The following is a 22,035-nucleotide window of genomic DNA, read 5'->3' on the forward strand; positions in this document are numbered from 1 at the left end:
TCAACCTCCTGCCTGTGAGCGCAGAGACCGTGATGACCCGAGTGCCGACCCTCCGGGCGGCCGCCCCCCTCGCCGCGCCGGAGCAGGCTCCGAGCGCGGCCCTGCTGGCCCAGCCGTGGTCCTTCGTGGCCGGTGGGCAGCGCCTCGTGGTGCGCCCGGCGCGGGTGCAGGACCTCCCGGTCCTCGCCTCGCTGCTGGTGCGCTGCTCCCCCACCACCCGCCTGGGCTGGTCCGGCCGCGGCGGGACCGTGCTGCCGCTCGTGCAGCAGGAGGCCTGGCTGCGCGAGCCCGGCGCCGTCGTCGTCGAGTCCGCCCCGGGCCGTGCGGTGGCCGTGGGCGCGCTGCGCCCCGCCACGTGCACCGGCGAGGAGGACCCCATCGCCATGGCCGCGGAGGTCCTCGTGCAGGACGCGTGGCAGCACCGCGGCATCGGCTCCACCCTGCTGGCGCACTTCGCGGGCGCCCTGCTCGTGCAGGGGCGCACGGAGCTGCAGGTCCACCCCGACGCCGACCCGGTGGCCTCGCAGGCCCTGCTGTCCGGCCTCGGGGCGCGGGTGCGCGGCCAGCGCCACGCGCACGGCCGCTGCCCGCGGGTGCACGTGCCGCGGACCGCCGTCGACTCCCTCGGTCCGCTGCGCGAGCTGTCCTACCGCTGAGTCCGCGGCACCAGACCCGCCCGCGGGCCCGGCAGCGTCGCCGGGAACAGCTGGCACCACCTGAGAGTTGAGTGAGACAGGCTCAAGAAGAGCCGTCCCGGTTCGACAGAGCCGACGGGGCGCGCGAGACTTGAGCGGAAGTCACTCAGCAGTCTGCTCTCAGGAGGAACACCATGGCCCGAGCGGTCGGCATCGACCTGGGCACCACCAACTCCGTGGTCGCGGTGCTGGAGGGCGGCGAGCCCACCGTCATCGCGAACGCCGAGGGGGCCCGCACCACGCCGTCCGTGGTCGCGTTCGCCAAGTCCGGCGAGGCGCTGACCGGCGAGATCGCCAAGCGCCAGGCGGTCACGAACGTCGACAGGACCATCTCGTCCGTCAAGCGCCACATGGGCACGGACTGGACGCAGACCATCGACGACAAGAAGTACACGGCGCAGGAGATCTCGGCCCGCGTGCTCCAGAAGCTCAAGCGCGACGCCGAGGAGTACCTCGGCGAGCCGGTGACCGACGCCGTCATCACCGTCCCGGCGTACTTCAACGACGCCCAGCGCACCGCCACCAAGGAGGCCGGTGAGATCGCGGGCCTCAACGTCCTGCGCATCATCAACGAGCCCACCGCGGCGGCCCTGGCCTACGGCCTGGACAAGGGCAAGGAGGACGAGCTGATCCTCGTCTTCGACCTCGGCGGCGGCACCTTCGACGTGTCCCTGCTCGAGGTGGGCAAGGACGCCGAGGACGGCTTCTCGACCATCCAGGTGCGCGCCACCTCCGGTGACAACCACCTCGGTGGTGACGACTGGGACGCCGCGATCCGCGACTGGCTGGTCAAGCAGGTCAAGAACAAGGACGGCGTCGACCTGTCCAAGGACAAGATCGCCATGCAGCGCCTCCGCGAGGCCGCTGAGCAGGCCAAGAAGGAGCTCTCGTCCGCGACGAGCACCAGCATCAGCCTGCAGTACCTGTCCATGACCGAGAACGGCCCGGTCCACCTCGACGAGAAGCTCACCCGGGCCGCCTTCGAGGACATGACCCGCTCGCTGCTCGAGCGCACCAAGGCCCCGTTCAACGCGGTCATCAAGGACGCCGACGTCAAGCTGAGCGACATCGACCACGTGGTCATGGTCGGCGGCTCCACCCGCATGCCCGCCGTCGGCGAGGTCGTGCGCGAGCTGACGGGCGGCAAGGAGCCCAACCGCGGCGTCAACCCCGACGAGGTCGTGGCCGTGGGCGCCGCGCTGCAGGCCGGCGTGCTGAAGGGCGAGCGCAAGGACGTCCTGCTCATCGACGTCACGCCGCTGAGCCTGGGCATCGAGACCAAGGGCGGGGTGATGACCAAGCTCATCGAGCGCAACACGGCCATCCCGACCAAGCGCTCGGAGGTCTTCACCACCGCCGACGACAACCAGCCGTCCGTGCTCATCCAGGTCTACCAGGGCGAGCGCCAGCTGGTGCGCGACAACAAGGCGCTGGGCACCTTCGACCTCACCGGCATCGCCCCGGCCCCGCGCGGCGTGCCGCAGATCGAGGTCACCTTCGACATCGACGCGAACGGCATCGTCCACGTCTCGGCGAAGGACCGCGGCACCGGCAAGGAGCAGCGCATGACGATCTCCGGGGGCAGCGCGCTGTCCAAGGAGGACATCGAGCGCATGGTCAAGGACGCCGAGGCCCACGCCGAGGAGGACGCCAAGCGCCGCGAGGAGGCCGAGGTCCGCAACTCCGCGGAGCAGCTCGCCTACTCCACCGAGAAGTTCGTCTCCGACAACACCGACAAGCTCCCCGAGGAGGGCGTGACCAAGGTCCGCACCGCCATCGCCGAGCTGAGGACGGCGCTCGAGGGTGACGACACCGACGCGGTGAAGGCCAAGCAGGAGGAGCTGGCGAAGGTCAGCCAGGAGCTCGGCTCCGCCCTGTACAGCCAGGAGGACGCCGGCTCAGCCGGCGCCGGTGCAGCCGGTGCCCAGGGCGCCTCGTCCTCGACGTCCGCCCAGGACGACGTGGTCGACGCCGAGGTCGTCGACGACGACACCGAGGGCCGCAAGTGACCGCTGGTCCCCAGCAGCCCCAGCAGCCCCAGCACCCGGAGGAGCCGGTGGTCGTGCGCGACAGGCGCCGGCTCGACCCGGAGACCGGTGAGGTGCGCTCCCCGGCCGCGGACCCGCAGGTCCCCGGCGCGGGGGGTGCCCCCGCCGGGGCCGACGGGCTCGAGCAGGACGAGGCCGCCGAGCGCGCTGACGAGCAGGGCGTCGCCGACGTCACCGACGAGCTCGCGGCCTCCCTCGCCCTCGCGGAGGAGCGCCTCGGCGACCTCCAGCGGCTCCAGGCGGAGTACGTCAACTACCGCCGCCGGGTCGACCGGGACCGGGACGTGGCTCGCGCCTCGGCCACGACCAGCCTCCTCGAGGCCCTGCTGCCGGTCCTCGACGACGTCGAGCTGGCCCGCCAGCACGGCGACCTCGAGGGCGGACCGTTCGCGTCCATCAGCGACAAGCTGGAGGCGGCCCTGGGCCGCTTCGGCCTCTCGCGCTACGGGCAGGTCGGCGAGGTGTTCGACCCGTCCGTGCACGAGGCGCTGATGCACGCCGAGAGCGCGGAGGTCGCTGAGACCCTGGTGACCACCGTGCTGCAGCCCGGCTACAAGGTGGGGGAGAAGGTGCTGCGGCCCGCGCGGGTCGCCGTGACCTCCCCCGCCTGAGACCCCACCAGACCCGACCCGCGCCCCGGCACCCCCGGGGTGCGGGTCGGGCCGTTCCAGGAGGAACCGCATGGCCGGCCAGGACTGGCTCGAGAAGGACTTCTACACGACGCTGGGCGTCTCCAGCGACGCCTCCCAGGACGACGTGCGCAAGGCCTACCGCAAGCTGGCGCGCACGCTGCACCCCGACGCCAACCCCGGCGACGCCTCCGCGGAGGCGCGCTTCAAGGAGGTCGGCGAGGCGTACTCGGTGCTCAACGACCCCGAGCAGCGCCGCCAGTACGACGCCGTGCGCGCCATGGCGGGCGGGCGCGCCCGGTTCAGCTCCGGCGCCGGCGGCCCGTCGGGCCCGGGAGGCGCCGCCGGCTTCGAGGACCTCTTCGGCGGCCTCTTCGGCGGTGCCGGTGGCGGTCAGCGCGTGCGCTACGGCGGCGGTGCCCCCGGAGCCGGCGGTCCTGACGTCGAAGACCTCCTCGCGAGCATGTTCGGGGGAGCCGGCCGCGGTGCTCCCGCCGGCTTCCAGGCGCCGGGGGGTGCCGGTGCGGGCCCGGGTGGCCGTCGGGGCGGCGGCGTGGACCTCGACGCCGAGACGACCCTGCCCTTCGCGGACGCCGTCGGCGGCGCGACGGTCACGCTCAGCGTGGACGGGCAGCCGCTCACCACGCGCATCCCCGCGGGCGTGCGCGACGGCCAGCGCATCCGCCTGCGCGGCAAGGGCCGTCCCGGCCCCCGCGGCGGTGAGCCCGGCGACCTCTTCATCACCGTGCACGTGCAGCCGCACCCGGTGTTCACCCGCGACGGTGACGACCTGAGGGTGACCCTGCCGGTGACCTTCGACGAGGCGGCCCTCGGGGCCGAGGTCACCGCTCCCACGCTCGACGGCGGCACGGTGCGCCTCAAGGTGCCGGCGGGCACGCCGTCCGGTCGCACGCTGCGGGTCAAGGGCCGCGGCGTGCGCCGCGGCGAGAGCACGGGCGACCTGCTGGTGACCACCCAGGTGGTGGTCCCGCAGCGCCTCGACGGTGCCGCCCGCGCCGCCGTGGAGGCCTTCCGCGACGCGGTCGCGGGCTCGGACGGCGCCGACCCCCGCGCCGACCTGCTGGCCCGCGTGCGCGGCGCTGCCGCCGGAGGGAGGTGAGCCGAGGTGGACTCCGGTGACCAGCGCTCCGGCCTGCACCCGGACGCTGCCGTCTTCGTCATCTCCGTGGCTGCGGAGCTGGCGGGGATGCACCCGCAGACCCTCCGCCAGTACGACCGGCTGGGGCTGGTCTCGCCGTCCCGCGCCTCCGGGCGGGGGCGGCGGTACTCCCCCCGAGACGTCGTCATGCTCCGGGAGGTGCAGCGCCTGTCGCAGGAGGAGGGCGTGAACCTGGCCGGCATCAAGCGCATCCTCGAGCTGGAGGACCAGGTCAGCGCGCTGCAGGCGCGCGTGGAGGAGCTGACCGCCGAGGTCGCCCGCGTCTACGAGGCGCTGCAGCGCTCCCGGCGGGTCTTCGCCGCCGGTCCCGAGGGCGAGGTCGTCGCCGTCGAGCGCGGCCGGCGGCCGCAGCGGCCGGCCTCGACCTTCGCCCCGTCGGGCGCTCTCGTCGTGTGGCGGCCCCCGTCGCGCTGAGCCCCGGCTGGGTCGGGGCTGTCGGACCCCGCCCGTAGCGTGCCGGGCGGCGCTCGGGACCGGTCCGCCTTTCTGGGGAAGTCCACCCGTTCGTCGAACACCTGTTCTAGAGTCGGGGGTGTTGGACGGGGTGGGGCTGGTGCGGTTTCACCACGCACGTCACACTCGTCACGTCTGTCACTCTTGTATTTATGCTGGGCCCTGCAGGCGAGGACTGAGGAGGCGGCTCCGGTGATGCGTGTGGACCGCAGGGTCGTCGAGGCCCTGGACGAGCACCGCCGTCTCGTCGACGAGCAGGGCTGGTCGGTGGTGTCCGTCGGAGGCGCCGGCCGCCGCGCGCTGCCGTTCTCCCACACCGTCGGCCTCACGCGGGTCGGGCACCCCGAGCTGCTCGTCAGCGGCCGCGCTCCCGCGGAGGCCCGGTACCTGCTCGGGGTCCTCGGGGACGAGGTGCTCGCCGGGCACCGCTTCCACGTCGGTGACCTCCTCCAGCGCACCCCGTGGCCGTCGCTGCGCCTGCTGCGCGTCTCCTCGCCGGACGCGCTCGTCGTCGCCCAGGCCGTCGCCGCGGACGACGCCGAGGTGCCGGCGCTCCAGCTGGTCTGGTGCGACGACTCGGGCCGCTGGCCGTGGGACGCCGAGCGCCCCGCCGGTGCCGTGCACCAGCAGCTCTTCGCCCGCGCCCCCAAGGTCGCCGCTCCGCGCCAGCTCTGAGCGGGCCGGGCGCCAGGTGCGGTCCACCGCCACCGCTGACCGGTGACCGCTGGCTCGCTGCTCTGTCGGTCGCCTCAGCGCCAGGGGCGAGCGGACCGCTCGCTCCAGTAGGCGGCGGGCTCCTGCGCGAGCGGGACCAGCGCTGCCAGCGCGTCGTCGTCGAGGTCGAGCTGCGCCGCTGCCGCACCGCGGGCCACCTGCTCCGGCGTGACCGCCCCGGACAGCACCACGCCGGCCCACGGCTGCGCCAGGGCGGCGTCCAGCGCCAGCTGGTCCAGCGGTACGCCCACCTGGTGCGCCAGGCGCTCCGCGCCGGCGTCGCTGCCGGGCGCGAGCCGGCCGTTGGCCAGCGCCTCCTTCACCACCACGAGCACTCCCGCGGCGGCGGCCTCGGCCAGCGCCGGACCCACCGAGGGCTCCAGCGCGTTCCAGGTGCTCTGGACGGCGGTGAAGAGCGGCTCGCCGTCGACGCGCACCTCCAGCGCGGCGCGCACCACGTCGCCCTGGTGGGGGCCGGACGTCGACAGGCCGATCCGCAGGCCCTGCTCGCGCTGTGCGGCCAGCGCCCGCAGCAGCGGGCCGTCACGCAGGACCGGGCTGTCCGGCGTCACGGAGTGCACCTGGTGCAGGCGCAGGTGGTCGCCGAGGAGGTGGCGGGTCTGCGCGAGCTGCTCGGTGAAGGCGCCCAGCGAGTGGTCCTTCACCTCGTGCTGCTCGGCGTCCATCCGCCAGCCGCCCACGTACCGGTACCCCCACTTGGAGGCCACCACCAGCGACGGGTCGGTCGCCACCTCGGGCCGGGCGGCCAGCCAGTGCGCGAGGAACTCCTCCGCCCGTCCGTAGGAGCGGGCGGCGTCGAGGTGGCGCACCCCAGCGGCCCACGCCGCGTCGAGCACCGCGGCGGCGCGGTCGCGCATGGCCTCGACGGACCTGTCGGCGCCGAGGTCGCCGTCGCGACCGGCCGTGATGTAGGCCGGCCTGCCCAGCGCGGCGAGCCCCAGCCCCAGGCGCAGCCCCTTGCGCGACCCACCCGCTCCCGCAGCCACGGACCCGAGTCCTACCGCACGCGCGGTCCGACGTCGACGCCGAGGACCCCCGCGGCCCGGTCGGGTGCGCGGCGGGGGTGGTGCCACTAGCGTCGAGGGTCGTGACAGACCTCGCCGCCAGGGCCCAGACGCTGCTCGACCTGCACCGCGCCCCGGAGCTGCTGGTGCTGGCCAACGCCTGGGACGTCGTCTCCGCCCGCGCGGTGGCCGCCGTCGAGGGCACCCGGGCCATCGCGACGCCCAGCCACGGCATCGCCGCCACCTTCGGCTACGAGGACGGCGAGCAGATCCCGCTCGACCTGCACCTCGACATGGTCGCCCGGATCGCCAGCGCCGTGTCCCTGCCGGTGACCATGGACTTCGAGGCCGGCTACGGCGACCCGGGCGAGACCACCCGCCGCGCGATCGCCGCCGGCGCGGTGGGCGGCAACCTCGAGGACGGCCTCAAGCCGCTGGAGGAGTCCGTGGCCGCCGTCGAGGCGAGCCTGCGCGCCGCCCGCGACGCCGGCGTTCCCGGCTTCGTGCTCAACGCCCGCACGGACGCCTTCACGAAGGCCCCCCAGGGACAGGACCCGGCCGACACGCTCGCCGAGGCCGTCAGGCGCTGCAAGGCCTACCTGGAGGTGGGGGCGCCCGTCGTCTTCGTCCCCCGCGCGGCGCGGCGCGAGCACGTGGAGGCGCTCGTCTCCGAGCTCGGCCGCGGCGTGGTCACGCTCATCTCCATCCCCGGCGCCTCGCTGCCCGCGCGGGAGCTGGAGGCCCTCGGCGTCGCCCGCCTGTCCACCGGCCCGTTCACGCAGCGCGTGGCGCTGACCGCCCTGCAGGACGCGACCGCGGAGCTGCTGGCCGGGGGCGTCCTGCCGCCCGGCACCCGCGCGCTGAACTGACCGGCGCCCGCTCTCAGGCCTCGTCGACCACGACCGCGCGGTCACCCGCGCGCCGGCTGGCCCTGCGCCGGTCCTGCGGGCGGGCTTCCGGGCCGCCGGCCACCACCACGGCGCCCTCCCTGCCCTTGGCCAGGTACATCGCCTCGTCGGCCCTCTCCTGCAGCCCCACCGCGGTGGTGGCGTGCAGCGGCGCGACGGCCACACCGGCGCTGGCGCCCACCGACGCGGTCGTGCGGCCGAGGCGCACCGGCCGCGCGAGCGCCGCCACCGCCCCGGCGGCCCGCTGGCGCGCCACCTCGCGGTCGGCGCCGGGCACCACCAGGGCGAACTCGTCCCCGCCGAGCCTGACCACCACCTCGCCGTCGGCGGCGCCCTCCCGCAGGCGGTGCCCCAGCTCCACGAGCAGCTCGTCACCGGCGGCGTGCCCGAGGGTGTCGTTGACGGCCTTGAACCTGTCGAGGTCGATGACCACCAGGGCCACCTCCTCGCCCCGCTCCACGCCGCTGAGCGCCTCCTGCAGCGCGCGGCGGTTGCCCAGCCCGGTGAGCGCGTCGGTCATGGCCTGCGTGCGGATGGCGTTCAGCGCGTCGAGCTGGCGGAACACCACCACGGTCTTGGCCGTCAGCAGCACGATCGTGGCGAGCGCCGCCCACGCGGCCGCCGTGGACAGGGGTGAGACGAGGTGCCAGGCGAGCATGACGATGCTGCCGGCGGTGAGCGCGATGGGCGCGATGATGACGTCGGAGGTGCTCTCCAGCGCCGTCGCGCCCGCCGCCGGGTCGTGCAGCAGCGCCGCGGCGGCGAGGGCCACCGCGGCCGCCGCGCGCAGCAGCGCCGCCACCACGACGGCCGCGCCCGACCCGGTGGACCCGAGCAGCCCGGCGACCTCGGCCGCGAACAGCAGGGAGCCCACGGCGGCCAGGGCCCGCATCCGCGGATCGCGGGGACGCACCAGCAGCATCGACGTCACGGTGAAGCTGCTGGCGATCTGGGCGGCGCCCGCGGGCACCAGCAGCACGGTCGCCCAGGCCTCGCCGACCCCCGGGGACCGCAGCAGCAGCGGCGTCCCCAACGCCCACGCCAGACCCAGGCCCAGGACGGCGCCGCTGGTGACGTCGAGCCAGCTGCGGGCGGCCGAGGTGACCAGCCGCGCGCGCAGCAGCCGCATCTGCACGGCGATGGTGCCGGTGCTGAGGAGCAGCGACGCCGCGCCGCTCACGAGCAGCGGGCCGGCGCTCCCCGACACCGGGGCGGCGTCACCCGCGGACGCGAGGAGCAGCAGCACCAGGCCCGCGAGGGCCGCGGCCGCGGCGGGGCCGCTGGTGCGGCCGCGGGCACGGGCGAGGACGAGGAGGGCGGCGGCCGCGACCGCGACCGCCCCCACGACGGCGGGGCTCACGCCCTCCACGCAGGCCTCCGCGCCACGATCCCCCCTGGTCCGCCGCCATGATCCCCTGACCCGGCAGCGGTGCATCCTCTCAGCAGGTGGTGCCGCCCCGTGAGGCGGACGTGACACGACCGGGCTGGCGGCGCGAGCGGCGGGCCCGGCAGGATCGGGCCATGGCAGACGAGTCATCCACCCCCTCCACCAGCGCGCGCGCCGACATCGGCGTGACGGGCCTGGCGGTCATGGGCCGCAACCTGGCCCGCAACTTCGCCCGGCACGGCCACGTGACGGCGCTGCACAACCGCACCCAGTCCCGCGTGGACGAGCTGGTCGAGCAGTTCGGGGACGAGGGCGACTTCGTCGCCTCCACCGACCTGGAGTCCTTCGTGGCCTCCCTCAAGCGCCCGCGCCGCGTCATGATCATGGTGAAGGCCGGGAAGCCCACCGACGCCGTCATCGACGAGCTCGTCCCCCTGCTGGAGGAGGGCGACATCGTCATCGACGGCGGCAACGCCCACTTCGACGACACCCGCCGTCGCGAGCAGGCGCTGCGCGCCAAGGGCCTGCACTTCGTGGGCACCGGCGTCTCCGGCGGGGAGGAGGGCGCCCTCAACGGGCCGAGCATCATGCCCGGCGGCTCGAAGGAGTCCTACGAGGCGCTCGGCCCGATCCTGGAGTCCATCGCCGTCGACGTCGACGGCACCCCCTGCTGCACCTACGTCGGTCCCGACGGCGCCGGCCACTTCGTCAAGATGGTGCACAACGGCATCGAGTACGCCGACATGCAGCTGATCGCCGAGGCGTACGACCTGCTGCGCCAGGGCCTCGGCAAGAGCCCCGCCGAGCTCGCCGACGTCTTCCGCACCTGGAACGAGGGCGACCTGGAGTCCTTCCTCATCGAGATCACCGCTACGGTGCTCGACAAGGTGGACGCCGAGACCGGCAAGGCGCTCGTCGACGTCATCGTCGACGCCGCCGAGCAGAAGGGCACCGGCCGCTGGACGGTGCAGACCGCCCTGGAGCTGGGCGTGCCCGTGACCGGCATCGCCGAGGCCGTCTTCGCCCGGTCGCTGTCCGGCTCGGTGGACCAGCGCAGGGCCGTGCAGGCCGCGGGCTCCCTGACCGGTCCCACCGGGGCCTCCCTGGAGGGCGCCGACGCCGAGGGCTTCGTGGACGCCGTCCGCGACGCGCTCTACGCCTCCAAGGTGGTCGCCTACGCCCAGGGCTTCGACATGATCCAGGCCGGGAGCGACCAGTACGGCTGGGACGTCGACAAGGGCGCCATGGCCACCATCTGGCGCGGCGGCTGCATCATCCGGGCGCAGTTCCTCAACCGCATCAAGGAGGCGTACGACAAGGACGCCCACCTGGCCTCGCTGCTGCTGGACGACTACTTCGCCTCGGCCGTGGCGAACGCGCAGGACTCCTGGCGCCGCGTGGTGGCCACCGCGGTCCGCCTCGGGGTGCCGGTCCCCGGCTTCTCCAGCGCGCTGGCCTACTACGACGGCCTGCGCCGGGAGCGCCTCGGGGCTGCGCTGGTGCAGGGCCAGCGCGACCTGTTCGGCGCGCACACCTACGGCCGCGTCGACAAGCCCGGCACCTACCACACGCTGTGGTCGGGTGACGGCTCGGAGGAGCGCCAGGACACCGAGGGCCAGGGGAGCCACAACCCCCACTGACGCACGTCGTCCGCCCACAGGCGGGTGTCGCCGGAGCTCCGTCCACAGGGCCCGGCGGCACCCGCCCGCTGCTGTCCGGACCGCGCCCCAGCCTGGCCGCGAGCGGGTCGGGCGACCCGCAGCGAGGTGGGTGCAGCGGTGGGACAGGTGTACCGGGGACCGTGGGACGGGTCGGGCTGCGCGTGCGGGCGCTCCGGGTGCGGGTGCTGGCGCGGGGAGCCGTCGCGGCAGGAGTGGCAGGAGCTGCTGGACCAGCTCGACGACGACCTCGACGACGACCTGCGCGAGGACGGCTGGGAGGACCCCGACGACGAGGGCGGCTGGGGCGCGGGCGCCTTCGGCCAGAGCCCGCCGCGGAGCGCGGAGGAGCTCCTCGCCGACGCGGGTCACGCCCTGCGCACGGGCGGGCGCACCACGGCCGCGCAGGTGCTCGCGGCCGGTCTCGAGGGCGAGGTGCACGCGGCCGTCAGGAGGCTGCTGCTGGAGGTGCTCGAGCGGCGCTGGGACCGCGGTTGGGAGCCCGCCGACGTGCTGCGCTGGACGAGCCGCCAGCTGGGGGCGGACCGGGTGCCCCTGGCAGGTCTGGCGGTGGGCGCCGAGCTGGCCAGCCGGAGCCGCTCGCACCTGCCGCGGCGGTTCCGCCGGCAGGTGGAGGCCGCAGGCCTGGAGCTGCGGGAGGCGGCCGGCGGCTTCCTGCGCGCCTCGGGGGCCGACCAGCGCTCGCTGGGCGGCGCGGGGGCGGCGTGGGCGCCGGTCTGGGCCGTGGTCGCGGTGCAGGCGCTCGAGCTGGCCCTCGAGCTGGACCGCCAGCCGCCGCTGCCGGTCGTCGGGGCCGCGCCCGAGGAGTCCTCGTGGTCGCGCACCGACGCACCGCTGGAGGGGGTCGACCTCAAGGTGCTGGAGCGGGTGCGGCTGCTGCTGGCCAAGGCCGAGTCGACGACCTTCCCCGCGGAGGCGGAGGCGCTGACCGCCGCGGCGCAGAGCCTCGTGACCCGCCACAGCCTGGAGGCGGCGCTCGCCGCCACCACCCGCGACGGGTCCTCCGGGTCCGGTGGTGCGCCGAGCGGTGTGCGGATCGGGGTGGACGCCCCGTACGAGGGGCAGAAGGCGGCCCTGCTGGCGGCGGTGGCCCGGGCGAACCGGTGCAGCGCGGTGTGGCTGCGGTACGTGGGGTCCTCCGCGGTGGTCGGCTTCCCGGCGGACCTCGCGGCGGTCGAGGTGCTGTTCGCCTCGCTGCTGACGCAGGCCGTCCGGGGCATGACGGCCGCCGGCGCCGACGTCCGGCCGGGCGCGCGCACGCGGCGCCCGGAGTTCCGCAGGGCCTACCTGGAGTCCTTCGCGCGCCGCATCGGCCAGCGCCTCGACGAGGCGGCGCGCGCCGGCGACGCCGGCGTCACGGACCAGCGCCTGCTCCCCGTGCTGCGGGAGCGGTCGGAGGCCGTCGACGCCGCGGTGGCCGACGCCTTCCCCGACCTCGTGCAGCGCCGAGGCCCGCGGACCCTCGACCGGGCGGGGTGGGCCTCGGGCTGGGCCGCCGCCGAGCTGGCCTCCCTGGACGCGGGCCACGCCGTCTCGGGCCGGGCGGCGCTGCCGAACGCCGGGGGCGCCTAGCCCTCGCTGCTCGGCAGCGGCCGGCGCTGCGCTCCTGCCGGTCACGGGTGGCAGGAGTGCGGCGCCGGTCGCGGGGTAGGGCGGGAGAGCAGCTGGTCGAGCAGGCGCCGGCGCGGCCCCACACCGAGGAGCCTCCGTGTACCTCCACGTCCAGCAGCTCATCAACGAGATCGCCCAGGACGAGCCGGACCCTGCGGCCGCCAACGCCCTCCAGGAGGGGCTCGGCGGCCAGTTCGGCGAGATGCGGACGATGATGCAGTACCTGTTCCAGTCCATGAACTTCCGCGGCGACCCGCGCTCGAAGCCCTACAAGGACCTCATGCAGGGCATCGGGACCGAGGAGATCAGCCACGTCGAGCTCATCGGGACGACGATCGCGCGCCTCACGGACGGCTCCCCGCGCTACCAGGGGAAGCAGACCGATCCCCTGGACGCGCCCGGCGGCGGCGGAGCGACCCCGCTGGCGAGCGCGCTGTCCGAGGGCAACATCCACCACTACCTCGTCGGGGCGCAGGGGGCCCTGCCGGTCGACTCGGCCGGCAACCCGTGGAGCGGCTCCTACGTCTACAACTCGGGCAACCTCGTGCTCGACCTGCTCTACAACCTCATGCTCGAGTCGACGGGGCGGCTGCAGAAGTGCCGCCTGTACGAGATGACGAGCAACAAGACCGCCCGCTCGACGATCTCCTACCTCATCGTCCGCGACCAGGCGCACGAGAACGCCTACGCGCGGGCGCTGGAGACCCTCGGCGTGGACTGGAAGAAGACGCTGCCGATCCCCAAGACGAACGCCGAGCGCTTCCCCGAGGTCGCCGCGCTCGTGGAGAAGGGCCTGCAGAGCGTCAACTACACGTTCGACCTGACCGGTGCGAGCGAGGCGAGCAAGATCCTGCGCGGGCCCTCGCCGTCGAACGACGGCACCGAGCTGTCGGTGCCGCGCCAGGCCCCGGAGGGCGGTGAGCCGATCACCGTGGCCCCGCCGCGGTTCGAGGAGTACGCCCCCGGCGCCGACCCGGAGCTGCTCGAGCTGATCGCCGCCACGGCGGAGCTGGAGGCCGCGGAGGTGGAGAACAGCTTCGAGGCCGTCGCCAGGGGCTGACGGCCTCGACGGGCCCGACCCGTCCCGGCGGAGGCCGGGAACAGGGGTGGTGCGGATCGGGTTGAGTCTCATAGGCTCAACTCAGTTCGCACCACCCCGGAGGTCCCGTGGAGCTCAAGCTCACCACCAAGAGCCAGGAGGCGCTGGCCACTGCCGCGTCCAGCGCCGTGGAGGCCGGGCACGCCCACGTGCTGCCCGCCCACCTGGCCCTCGCCCTGCTCGAGCAGGACGGCGTGGCCGCCGCCCTGCTCGCCGCGACCGGCGCCCCGGTCGCCCCCGTGCGCGAGCAGCTGCGCGCCCAGCTCGCCGCCCTGCCCTCGGCGTCCGGCGCCACCGTCGCCACGCCGCAGCTCTCCCGCCCCGCGCTGCAGGCCCTCACGGCCGCGCGCACCGCCAGCGAGGCCCACGGAGACGCCTTCGTCTCCGCTGACCACCTGCTCGTCGGGCTGGCCAGCGTCGACGGCCCCGAGTCCGTCGCGCCGCTGCTCGCCCGCGCCGGCGCCACCCGCGACGCGCTGCTGGAGGCGCTGCCCGGCGTGCGCGGCGGCGCCCAGGTCACCAGCGCCGACCCCGAGGGCACCTTCAAGGCCCTGGAGCAGTACGGGGTCGACCTCACCGCCCGCGCCCGCGAGGGCAAGATCGACCCGGTCATCGGCCGGGACGCCGAGATCCGCCGCGTGGTGCAGGTGCTCGCGCGCCGCACCAAGAACAACCCCGTCCTCATCGGCGAGCCCGGCGTCGGCAAGACCGCCGTGGTGGAGGGCCTGGCCCAGCGCATCGTCGACGGCGACGTGCCCGAGTCGCTGCGCGGGCGCCGCCTCATCAGCCTCGACCTCGGCGCCATGCTGGCCGGCGCCAAGTACCGCGGCGAGTTCGAGGAGCGCCTCAAGTCCGTCCTCGACGAGATCAAGGGCTCCGACGGCGAGGTCATCACCTTCATCGACGAGCTGCACACCGTCGTCGGCGCCGGCGCCTCCGGCGGCGAGGGCGGCCTGGACGCCGGCAACATGCTCAAGCCCATGCTCGCTCGCGGCGAGCTGCGCCTGGTCGGCGCCACCACGCTGAGCGAGTACCGCGAGCGCATCGAGAAGGACGCCGCCCTGGAGCGCCGCTTCCAGCAGGTCTTCGTGGGCGAGCCCTCCGTCGAGGACACCGTCGCCATCCTGCGCGGCCTCAACGAGCGCTACGAGGCCCACCACGGCGTGGAGATCACCGACGCCGCGCTCGTGGCCGCCGCCAGCCTCTCCGACCGGTACATCACCGGCCGCCAGCTCCCCGACAAGGCGATCGACCTCGTGGACGAGGCCGCCTCGCGCCTGCGGATGGAGATCGACTCTTCCCCCGAGGAGATCGACGCCCTGCGCCGCTCCACCGACCGCCTGCGCATGGAGGAGATGGCGCTCGCGGCCGAGACCGACCCCGCGTCCCTGGAGCGGCTGGAGCGGCTGCGCGCCGACCTGGCCGACCGCACCGAGCAGCTGGCCGCCCTCACAGCCCGGTGGGAGCAGCAGAAGGCCGGCCTCAACCGGGTCGGTGAGCTGAAGCAGCGCCTCGACGACGCCCGCTCCCGCTTCGAGCGCGCCTACCGCGACCTCGACTACGCCGCGGCCTCCCGCATCCAGTACGAGGAGATCCCCTCCCTGGAGCGCGACCTCGCCGAGGCCCAGGCCGCGGAGGAGGGCGGGGGCGCGGCGGCTGGCGGTGAGCCGCTGGTCGGCGAGCGCGTCGGTCCCGACGACATCGCCGCCGTGGTCGCCGCGTGGACGGGCATCCCGGTCGGCAGGCTGCTGGAGGGCGAGACCGCCAAGCTCCTGCGCATGGAGGAGGTGCTCGGGCAGCGCCTCGTCGGCCAGCGCGAGGCGGTGCGCGCCGTCTCCGACGCCGTCCGCCGCGCCCGCGCCGGCATCTCCGACCCCGACCGCCCCACCGGCTCCTTCCTCTTCCTCGGGCCCACGGGGGTCGGCAAGACCGAGCTGGCCAAGGCCCTGGCCGACTTCCTCTTCGACGACGAGCGGGCCATGGTCCGCATCGACATGTCGGAGTACGGCGAGAAGCACTCCGTCGCCCGCCTGGTCGGCGCGCCCCCCGGGTACGTCGGGTACGAGTCGGGAGGCCAGCTCACCGAGGCCGTGCGGCGCCGCCCGTACAGCGTCGTCCTGCTCGACGAGGTGGAGAAGGCCCACCCGGAGGTCTTCGACGTGCTGCTGCAGGTCCTCGACGACGGCCGCCTCACCGACGGCCAGGGCCGCACCGTGGACTTCCGCAGCACCATCCTCGTGCTGACCTCCAACCTCGGCAGCCAGTTCCTCGTGGAGCAGTCGCTGAGCGCGGAGCAGCAGCGCGAGGGCGTCATGGCCGCCGTGCGGGCCGCCTTCAAGCCGGAGTTCCTCAACCGGCTCGACGAGGTGGTCCTCTTCGACGCGCTCTCCACCGAGGACCTCGCCCGCATCGTCGACCTGCACGTCGACGCGCTCGCGCGCCGGCTGTCCGACCGGCGCCTGCAGCTGCACGTCACCCCGGCCGCGCGAGAGCTGCTCGCGCTGGAGGGCTGGGACCCGGCGTACGGCGCCCGTCCGCTGCGCCGGCTGGTGCAGCGCGAGATCGGGGACGCGCTCGCCCGCGAGCTGCTCTCCGGCGGCGTCCAGGACGGCGACGCGGTGCTCGTGGACACCTCCTCCGACCCGCTCGGCGTGGGCCGGGACCGCCGGGCGCTGAGCGTGCGGCGCCTCGAGCCCGGTGAGCAGGTCCCCGGTGCGGCCGGGGGGACGGACCGCGACGGCGAGCTGAGGGCGCTGCCCAGCGCCTGAGCCGACCCGCCGGACCAGGACGACGACGAGGGCCGGGCGCCGCACGCGCCCGGCCCTCGTCGTCGACCTCCGGGACAGGCGCCCGGGAGCGCGTCGGCCGGGTCATCGGCGCGCGGGGCTCAGCCGAGCAGGGCGCTGACCTCGTCGGCGATCGCGTCGGGGCGCTCCACCAGCATCATGTGCCCGGTCCCGGCCACCACGCGCATCCGCGCCTGGGGGAGCGCGTCCGCCAGGGCCTTCGCGTGGGCCGGCGGGGTCAGCCGGTCGTGGTCGCCCACCACCACCCGCACGGGCGTCCCGGCGGCGGCCAGCAGCGGCAGCGCGGCGCTCTCGTCGTGCGCCATGAGGGCGGAGAACCACTCGCCGGTGGTGCGGCCCGAGACCCGCCCCATGGCGCGCATGGTGTCGGCCACCAGTCGCGGGTCGACCCCGGGGCCGTAGTTGGTGCGCTGCGCGAGCAGCCGCGGCGCCCGGGGCACCAGCACGTCCTGCGGGAGCCGGGCCAGCGCCGCCATGAGCGGCACCAGCGGGCGTCCCGCCGAGGACAGGCCCCCCGCCGACGTGCTCACCAGCACCAGCCCGCGGGTGCGGGGGCCGAGCAGGCCCGGCACCCGGGCGCTCGCGGACAGCAGCGCCATCCCGCCCATCGAGTGCCCCACCACCACCAGCGGGCCCTCCGGAGCGCACGTGTCCACCACGGCGGCGAGGTCGTCGGCGAGCCGGGAGATGGCGGCGACCGGACGCGCCGCGGGCGCCAGTGGGCCGCGGGCCGCCGACGAGCCGTGCCCGCGCTGGTCGTAGCGGACCACGCGGACGTCGGGACGCGCCTCGGCGAGCGCCGCGACCGTGCGGTCCCACACCACGGCGCTGAGGGTCCACCCGTGCACGAGCACGACGGTGGGCGGCGCGGTCCGGCGACCGGCCAGGCGCTCCCGCCAGCGGGGCGCCGGCGGGCGCGCCGGCTCGCGGACGTAGGTGGCCAGGGCGGCGCCGTCGTCGGCGAGCACCCAGCCGTCCGGCTCGCGCGGTCCCGCCGGGACCGGGACGCCGTGGCCCTCGAGGGCCTCCACCGCCTCCGCGTGCAGCGAGCGCCGCTCGCGCGCCGCGGAGCGCGGGCGCTGGCCGCCGAGGCGGCGCGTCGAGCCGGCAAGGCCGGCCTCGCGCCACCTCCGCCGCGCCGGCAGCACCCGCTTCGCGGCCGATCGGCGCTCAGCGCTCACCGGCGGCGCTCAGGCCAGGTCGACGACGACGGGGGCGTGGTCGGAGGCGCCCTTGCCCTTGCGCTCCTCGCGGTCGATCGACGCGCCCGTCACCCGGGCGGCCAGCGCGGGCGAGCACAGCGCGAAGTCGATCCGCATGCCCTCGCGCCGCGGGAAGCGCAGCTGCTTGTAGTCCCAGTACGTGTACGTGCCCGGTCCGGGGGCGTGGGGTCGCACGACGTCGGCGAAGCCCGCGTCGACCACGGCGTAGAACGCGTCCCGCTCCGGCTGCGTCACGTGCGTCGAGCCCTCGAACACGCTCATGTCCCACACGTCGTCGTCCTGGGGTGCCACGTTCCAGTCCCCGCAGAGCGCGACCTGCGCCTGGGGGTCCCGCTGGAGCCAGTCGGCGCCGGCGGTGCGCAGCGCGGCGAGCCACTCGAGCTTGTAGGCCAGGTGGGGGTCCTCCAAGGACCTGCCGTTGGGCACGTACAGGCTCCAGACCCGCAGGCCCCCGCATGTGGCGCCGATGGCCCGGGCCTCGGCCGCGGCCTCGACGTCCGGCGACGACGACCATGCCGGCTGACCCGGGAAGCCGACCTCCACGTCCTCCAGGCCCACGCGGGACATCACGGCCACGCCGTTCCACTGGTTCAGCCCCACGTGGGCGACCTCGTAGCCGACCTCGCGGAACGCCTCGTAGGGGAACTGGGCGTCCTTGCACTTGGTCTCCTGCAGGGCCACCACGTCGACGTCGCTGCGCTGCAGCCAGGCCACGGCCCGGTCGACCCGGGCGCGCACGGAGTTGACGTTCCAGGTGGCGATCCGCACGTCCGCGACGCTACTGGACGGCGCTGACGGCCACCCGGCGCGGCGGTGCCGCGCGGAGGCGGGGCCCGGCGAGCGACCGGTCAGGAGCCGGTCAGCAGTCGGTGCACGGCGCGCAGGTGGCGCCGGCGGGCTGGGTGGCCGCGCCCCTGCGCTCGCCCTCGCGGGCCTCGTCGCGCCCGGCGGCGGCCAGCTGAGCGGCCTCGTCCTCCAGCGCCCGCACGCGCTCGGCCTCCAGCGCGGCGGCCAGGCGGGCTTCCTCGCCGTGCAGCACCGGTGCGTGGGCCAGGGCCCGCCGGGTGAAGACCGCGTACACGGCCAGGGCGACCAGCAGGGCGCCGGCCATGATCAGGCCCATCGAGGTGGCCGGGGCGAAGGGCAGCGCCCCGCCCAGAGGCGCGGCGGCGGCGGCCACGCCGTGCTGGGAGGCGCCGAGCAGGGCGGCGGTCGCCCCGGCGGCGGTGGCGTGGCGCTCCAGCGCCAGCACGGGGCTGTTGGGCATGACCAGGCCGACGCAGAACATCGTCATCCACAGCGGCACGAGCAGCCCGAGCAGCCCGCCGACCCCGGTGACGGCAGCCGCGAGCAGGAGCAGGCCGCTGGCGGCGCCGGCCACCAGACCGGTGACCAGCAGGCCCTGCGAGGAGAACCGGTGCACCAGGGAGCCGTTCACCTGCGTGCCCAGGACGAGCATGCCGCCGCCGGTGGCGAAGGCGACGCCGAACTGCGCCGAGCTGAGCCCGTACTGCTGCTGGAACGCGAAGGACGACTGGGCGACGTAGCCGAAGATCGCCGACATCGACATGCCCGCCACGAGCACCAGCCCGATGAGCGCGGGGTCGCGCAGGAGGCCGACGTACCCGCGCAGCGCCGGGGCCAGCCGGAAGCGCCGCCGCTGGCGCGTCGGGACGGTCTCCGGCAGGAGCACGCCGACCGCCACCGCGAGGGCGGCGGACAGGACGGCGAGCGCCACGAACAGGCCGCGCCAGTGGAACAGCTGCAGCAGCACCCCGCCGATGGTCGGGGCGAACAGCGGTGAGACGCCCACGATGACCATGAGCCGGGCCTGCAGCCGCGCGGCGCCGCGCCCCTCGAACTTGTCGCGGACCACGGCCAGCGCGATCACCGACGCCGCCGAGGTGCCGAGGCCCTGGAGCACGCGCAGCGCCGAGAGCACCTCGATGGTCGGCGCGAGCGCGCACAGCAGGGAGGCCACGACGTGCACGCCCAGACCCGCCAGCAGCGGCCGGCGGCGGCCCACGGCGTCGGACAGGGGACCGACGAGCAGCATGCCCAGCGCGACGCCGACCATCGTGCCGGTCAGCGTCAGCTGCACCTGCGAGGGGGAGGCGCCCAGCTCCGACTCGAGCTCGGGGAAGGCCGGCAGGTAGAGGTCGATGGTGAAGGCGCCCAGCGCCGCGAGGCTGCCGAGCAGGACCACCCAGGCGGCGCGGCGGCGCAGCGGGAGCGCGGTGAAGTCGCGCTCGCGCGGCACGGCGGCGGGGGTCGAGGAGGCGGAGGAGCGGGGCGCGGCAGAGGTCGACACGGGAGTCGGCACGGTCCTCGTCGGACGTCGGGGTGGGAGCGGTGGTTGATCGATACAACCAGCCGCTTCCCAGTCTCCCACGGCAGGAGGCGTTCGTCACGGGAGAACCCGAAGGAGCGGTCGGGATGTCGTGGGCAGGGCGACGAGGACGCCCGCGGGGAGCGCGGACGGTGCGCGGCTCACTAGCCTGCGGCCGTGACCAGCGACGCGACCGCCCCGCCGCCCCAGGCCCGTGCCCGCCTCCTCCAGCTCATCTCCGACCTCGCCGTGGTGCGGGGCCGGGTGACGCTCTCCTCCGGCGCGGAGGCCGACTACTACGTCGACCTGCGCCGCGTCACGCTGCACCACGAGGCCGCGCCCCTGGTCGGTGAGGTGCTGCTGGACCTGCTCGCCGAGCAGGTGCCCGGGGGCCTGGAGGGCGTCGACGCCGTCGGTGGGCTGACCATGGGCGCCGACCCCGTGGCCTGCGCCCTGCTGCACGCCTCCCGGTCGCGCGAGGCGGCGGGCGGCGCGGCGCGCCCCCTGGACGCCTTCGTGGTCCGGAAGGAGGCGAAGGCGCACGGCCTGCAGCGCCGCGTGGAGGGCCCCGACGTCGCGGGGCGCCGCGTCGTGGCCGTGGAGGACACCTCCACCACCGGCGGCTCCGTGCTCACCGCCGTGACCGCGCTGCGCGAGGCCGGTGCCGAGGTGGTGGCCGTGGCCGTCATCCTCGACCGGGCCACCGGCGCCAAGGAGGTCGTCGAGGCCCAGGGGCTGCCCTACCTCACCGCCTACTCCGTGGACGAGCTCGGGCTCTGACCCGCGCTGCGCCCGTCGTCGTCGTGCTCCCCCTCGGGGGAGGTGCCGCGGCGGCGGGCCAGCCGCCGCCTCACCGCGGCCACCACCGGCACCACCACGGACAGCGCCACCGCTGTGCCCGCCACCGCGTACGCCGCCGTCTTCAGCCACGGCACGGTGGCCGCGAAGTAGCCGAGCACGATCAGCCCCGCGCCCCAGACCAGCGCCCCGGCGAGCGTGGCGGCGAGGAACTGCGAGTACCGCATCCGCGAGACGCCCGCGAGCACGGGGACGAAGGTGCGCGCCCACGGGATGAAGCGCGCCACCACCAGCGCCACCGGGCCGAAGCGCTCGTAGAACGCCTCCGCCCGGGCCAGGTGGGCGAGCACCTTGGGCGGCCGCTTCTCCAGCCAGGGCCGGCCGTAGCGGGCTCCGGTCCAGTAGCCCACGGCGTTGCCGAGCGTCGCGGCCACCGCCGTGCCCCCGGCCAGCAGCCACAGGCTCACGCCCGGTGACGCCTGGGCGACCAGGCCGGCCGTGAAGAGCACGGTGTCACCGGGCATCCAGAACGCCACGAGGATCCCGGACTCCACGAAGACGAGGCCCCACACCACCGCGTAGAGGGCCCCGGCGGACAGCTCGGCGAGGTCGGGCACGGGCCTGGTCGCTCGCTCGTCGTCAGACGAGGTCGACGACGTCCGCGATCGAGTCGACGGTGCGGTGGGGGCGGAACGGGTAGCGCTCCACGTCGGTGCGGGAGGTGGAGCCCGTGAGCACGAGGATCGTCTCCAGTCCCGCCTCGATGCCGGCGACGACGTCGGTGTCCATCCGGTCGCCGATCATCACCGTGCTCTCGGAGTGCGCGTCGATGGCGTTGAGCGCCGAGCGGAACATCATGGGGTTGGGCTTGCCCACGTAGTACGGCTCGCGACCCGTGATCTTGGTGATCATCGCCGCGACGGCGCCCGTGGCCGGCAGCTTGCCCTCCAGTGACGGCCCGGAGGCGTCGGGGTTGGTGGCGATGAAGCGCGCGCCGCCCTCGATCAGCCGCACCGCGCGGGTGATCGCCGAGAACGAGTACGTGCGGGTCTCACCGAGCACCACGTAGTCGGGGTCGGTCTCCGTGAGCGTGTACCCGGCCTCGTGCAGCGCCGTGGTGAGGCCCGCCTCGCCGATCACGTACGCCGAGCCGCCGGGGTTCTGCTCCGCCAGGAACTGGGCGGTGGCCAGGGCCGAGGTCCAGATCGACTCCTCCGGCACGTCGAGCCCCGAGGCGTGCAGCCGGGCCCGCAGGTCGCGCGGGGTGTAGATCGAGTTGTTGGTGAGCACCAGGAAGCGTCGCTGCCGCTCCACCAGGCGCGCCAGGAAGGCGCTCGCGCCAGGGATGGCGGAGCCCTCGTGGACGAGGACGCCATCCATGTCCGTCAGCCACGTCACCGGGGCCGCTCGCTCGCTCACCCGGCCACAGTAGGCCGACGGGGTGATCGCG

The 22,035-nt window shown here is 75.3% G+C and carries 19 protein-coding genes; 12 read left to right on the top strand and 7 right to left on the bottom strand.

The genetic code is table 11. The annotated features are described in order from the left end of the window. The first annotated feature begins 14 nt into the window (after nt 1–14). From FHN55_RS04760 to FHN55_RS04785, 6 genes are all read left to right on the top strand, one after another. The gene (locus FHN55_RS04760; protein ID WP_139711093.1) at nt 15–656 is read left to right on the top strand and encodes a GNAT family N-acetyltransferase; all 642 of its coding nucleotides are present in this window, start codon (nt 15–17) and stop codon (nt 654–656) included. Between the two features lie 173 nt (nt 657–829). Continuing rightward, nucleotides 830–2,704: a molecular chaperone DnaK gene (gene dnaK, locus FHN55_RS04765; RefSeq protein ID WP_139711094.1), complete on the top strand. Its 1,875-nt coding sequence runs from the start codon at nt 830–832 to the stop codon at nt 2,702–2,704. Then, entirely contained in the window at nt 2,701–3,354 is a 654-nt protein-coding gene (gene grpE / locus FHN55_RS04770; protein ID WP_139711095.1) for a nucleotide exchange factor GrpE, read from the top strand. Before dnaK ends, grpE begins: the two co-directional genes overlap by 4 nt. A gap of 70 nt (nt 3,355–3,424) precedes the next feature. Next, nucleotides 3,425–4,492 carry a DnaJ C-terminal domain-containing protein gene (locus FHN55_RS04775; RefSeq protein WP_139711096.1) on the top strand — a complete coding sequence of 356 codons (1,068 nt, stop codon included), beginning with the start codon at nt 3,425–3,427 and terminating at the stop codon, nt 4,490–4,492. A gap of 6 nt (nt 4,493–4,498) precedes the next feature. Continuing rightward, nucleotides 4,499–4,966 carry a heat shock protein transcriptional repressor HspR gene (locus FHN55_RS04780; RefSeq protein ID WP_257570700.1) on the top strand — a complete coding sequence of 156 codons (468 nt, stop codon included), beginning with the start codon at nt 4,499–4,501 and terminating at the stop codon, nt 4,964–4,966. 234 nt (nt 4,967–5,200) lie between these two features. Continuing rightward, on the top strand, nt 5,201–5,680 hold the full coding sequence (locus FHN55_RS04785) for a DUF4262 domain-containing protein (RefSeq protein WP_257570713.1): 480 nt from the start codon (nt 5,201–5,203) through the stop codon (nt 5,678–5,680). Between the two features lie 74 nt (nt 5,681–5,754). On the opposite strand, the gene FHN55_RS04790 is transcribed toward FHN55_RS04785, so the two are convergent. Continuing rightward, entirely contained in the window at nt 5,755–6,726 is a 972-nt protein-coding gene (locus tag FHN55_RS04790) for an aldo/keto reductase (protein WP_139711098.1), read from the bottom strand. Between the two features lie 101 nt (nt 6,727–6,827). Here FHN55_RS04790 and FHN55_RS04795 point away from each other — a divergent pair, with 101 nt between their 5' ends. After that, entirely contained in the window at nt 6,828–7,613 is a 786-nt protein-coding gene (locus FHN55_RS04795) for an isocitrate lyase/phosphoenolpyruvate mutase family protein (RefSeq protein WP_139711099.1), read from the top strand. Nucleotides 7,614–7,626: 13 nt separating this feature from the next. Here FHN55_RS04795 and FHN55_RS04800 read toward each other — a convergent pair whose 3' ends face one another. Next, complete coding sequence (locus FHN55_RS04800; RefSeq protein WP_139711100.1) at nt 7,627–9,012, bottom strand: diguanylate cyclase; 1,386 nt, start codon at nt 9,010–9,012, stop codon at nt 7,627–7,629. A gap of 161 nt (nt 9,013–9,173) precedes the next feature. On the opposite strand from FHN55_RS04800, the gene gndA reads away from it, so the two are divergent. From gndA to clpB, 4 genes are all read left to right on the top strand, one after another. Beyond that, complete coding sequence (gene gndA, locus FHN55_RS04805; RefSeq protein ID WP_139711101.1) at nt 9,174–10,679, top strand: NADP-dependent phosphogluconate dehydrogenase; 1,506 nt, start codon at nt 9,174–9,176, stop codon at nt 10,677–10,679. Nucleotides 10,680–10,817: 138 nt separating this feature from the next. After that, nucleotides 10,818–12,290 carry a DUF2786 domain-containing protein gene (locus FHN55_RS04810; RefSeq protein ID WP_180357640.1) on the top strand — a complete coding sequence of 491 codons (1,473 nt, stop codon included), beginning with the start codon at nt 10,818–10,820 and terminating at the stop codon, nt 12,288–12,290. A gap of 136 nt (nt 12,291–12,426) precedes the next feature. Further along, nucleotides 12,427–13,389 (top strand): manganese catalase family protein, encoded by a 963-nt coding sequence (locus FHN55_RS04815; RefSeq protein ID WP_139711103.1) that lies wholly within the window; start codon nt 12,427–12,429, stop codon nt 13,387–13,389. Between the two features lie 107 nt (nt 13,390–13,496). Next, nucleotides 13,497–16,196 carry an ATP-dependent chaperone ClpB gene (gene clpB / locus FHN55_RS04820; RefSeq protein WP_139711104.1) on the top strand — a complete coding sequence of 900 codons (2,700 nt, stop codon included), beginning with the start codon at nt 13,497–13,499 and terminating at the stop codon, nt 16,194–16,196. Nucleotides 16,197–16,315: 119 nt separating this feature from the next. On the opposite strand, the gene FHN55_RS04825 is transcribed toward clpB, so the two are convergent. From FHN55_RS04825 to FHN55_RS04835, 3 genes are all read right to left on the bottom strand, one after another. Beyond that, on the bottom strand, nt 16,316–17,416 hold the full coding sequence (locus tag FHN55_RS04825) for an alpha/beta fold hydrolase (RefSeq protein WP_139711105.1): 1,101 nt from the start codon (nt 17,414–17,416) through the stop codon (nt 16,316–16,318). 9 nt (nt 17,417–17,425) lie between these two features. Then, nucleotides 17,426–18,226, bottom strand: coding sequence for an exodeoxyribonuclease III (locus FHN55_RS04830; RefSeq protein ID WP_139711106.1), 801 nt, complete (start codon nt 18,224–18,226; stop codon nt 17,426–17,428). A gap of 91 nt (nt 18,227–18,317) precedes the next feature. Next, complete coding sequence (locus FHN55_RS04835; RefSeq protein ID WP_180357641.1) at nt 18,318–19,769, bottom strand: multidrug effflux MFS transporter; 1,452 nt, start codon at nt 19,767–19,769, stop codon at nt 18,318–18,320. A 195-nt stretch (nt 19,770–19,964) separates the two neighbouring features. On the opposite strand from FHN55_RS04835, the gene pyrE reads away from it, so the two are divergent. After that, the gene (gene pyrE / locus FHN55_RS04840; RefSeq protein ID WP_139711108.1) at nt 19,965–20,567 is read left to right on the top strand and encodes an orotate phosphoribosyltransferase; all 603 of its coding nucleotides are present in this window, start codon (nt 19,965–19,967) and stop codon (nt 20,565–20,567) included. Here pyrE and FHN55_RS04845 read toward each other — a convergent pair. Continuing rightward, nucleotides 20,540–21,202, bottom strand: a complete 663-nt coding sequence (locus tag FHN55_RS04845) for a DedA family protein (protein ID WP_218974351.1) — start codon at nt 21,200–21,202, stop codon at nt 20,540–20,542. The two genes, pyrE and FHN55_RS04845, sit on opposite strands and share 28 nt — an antisense overlap. 22 nt (nt 21,203–21,224) lie before the next feature. After that, a complete protein-coding gene (locus FHN55_RS04850; RefSeq protein WP_139711213.1) occupies nt 21,225–21,965 on the bottom strand; it encodes an HAD-IIA family hydrolase in 741 nt (246 codons plus the stop codon). Nucleotides 21,966–22,035 lie beyond the last annotated feature (70 nt).

The organism is Streptomyces sp. NP160 (genome assembly GCF_006335115.1).
Lineage (GTDB): Bacteria > Actinomycetota > Actinomycetes > Actinomycetales > Quadrisphaeraceae > Quadrisphaera.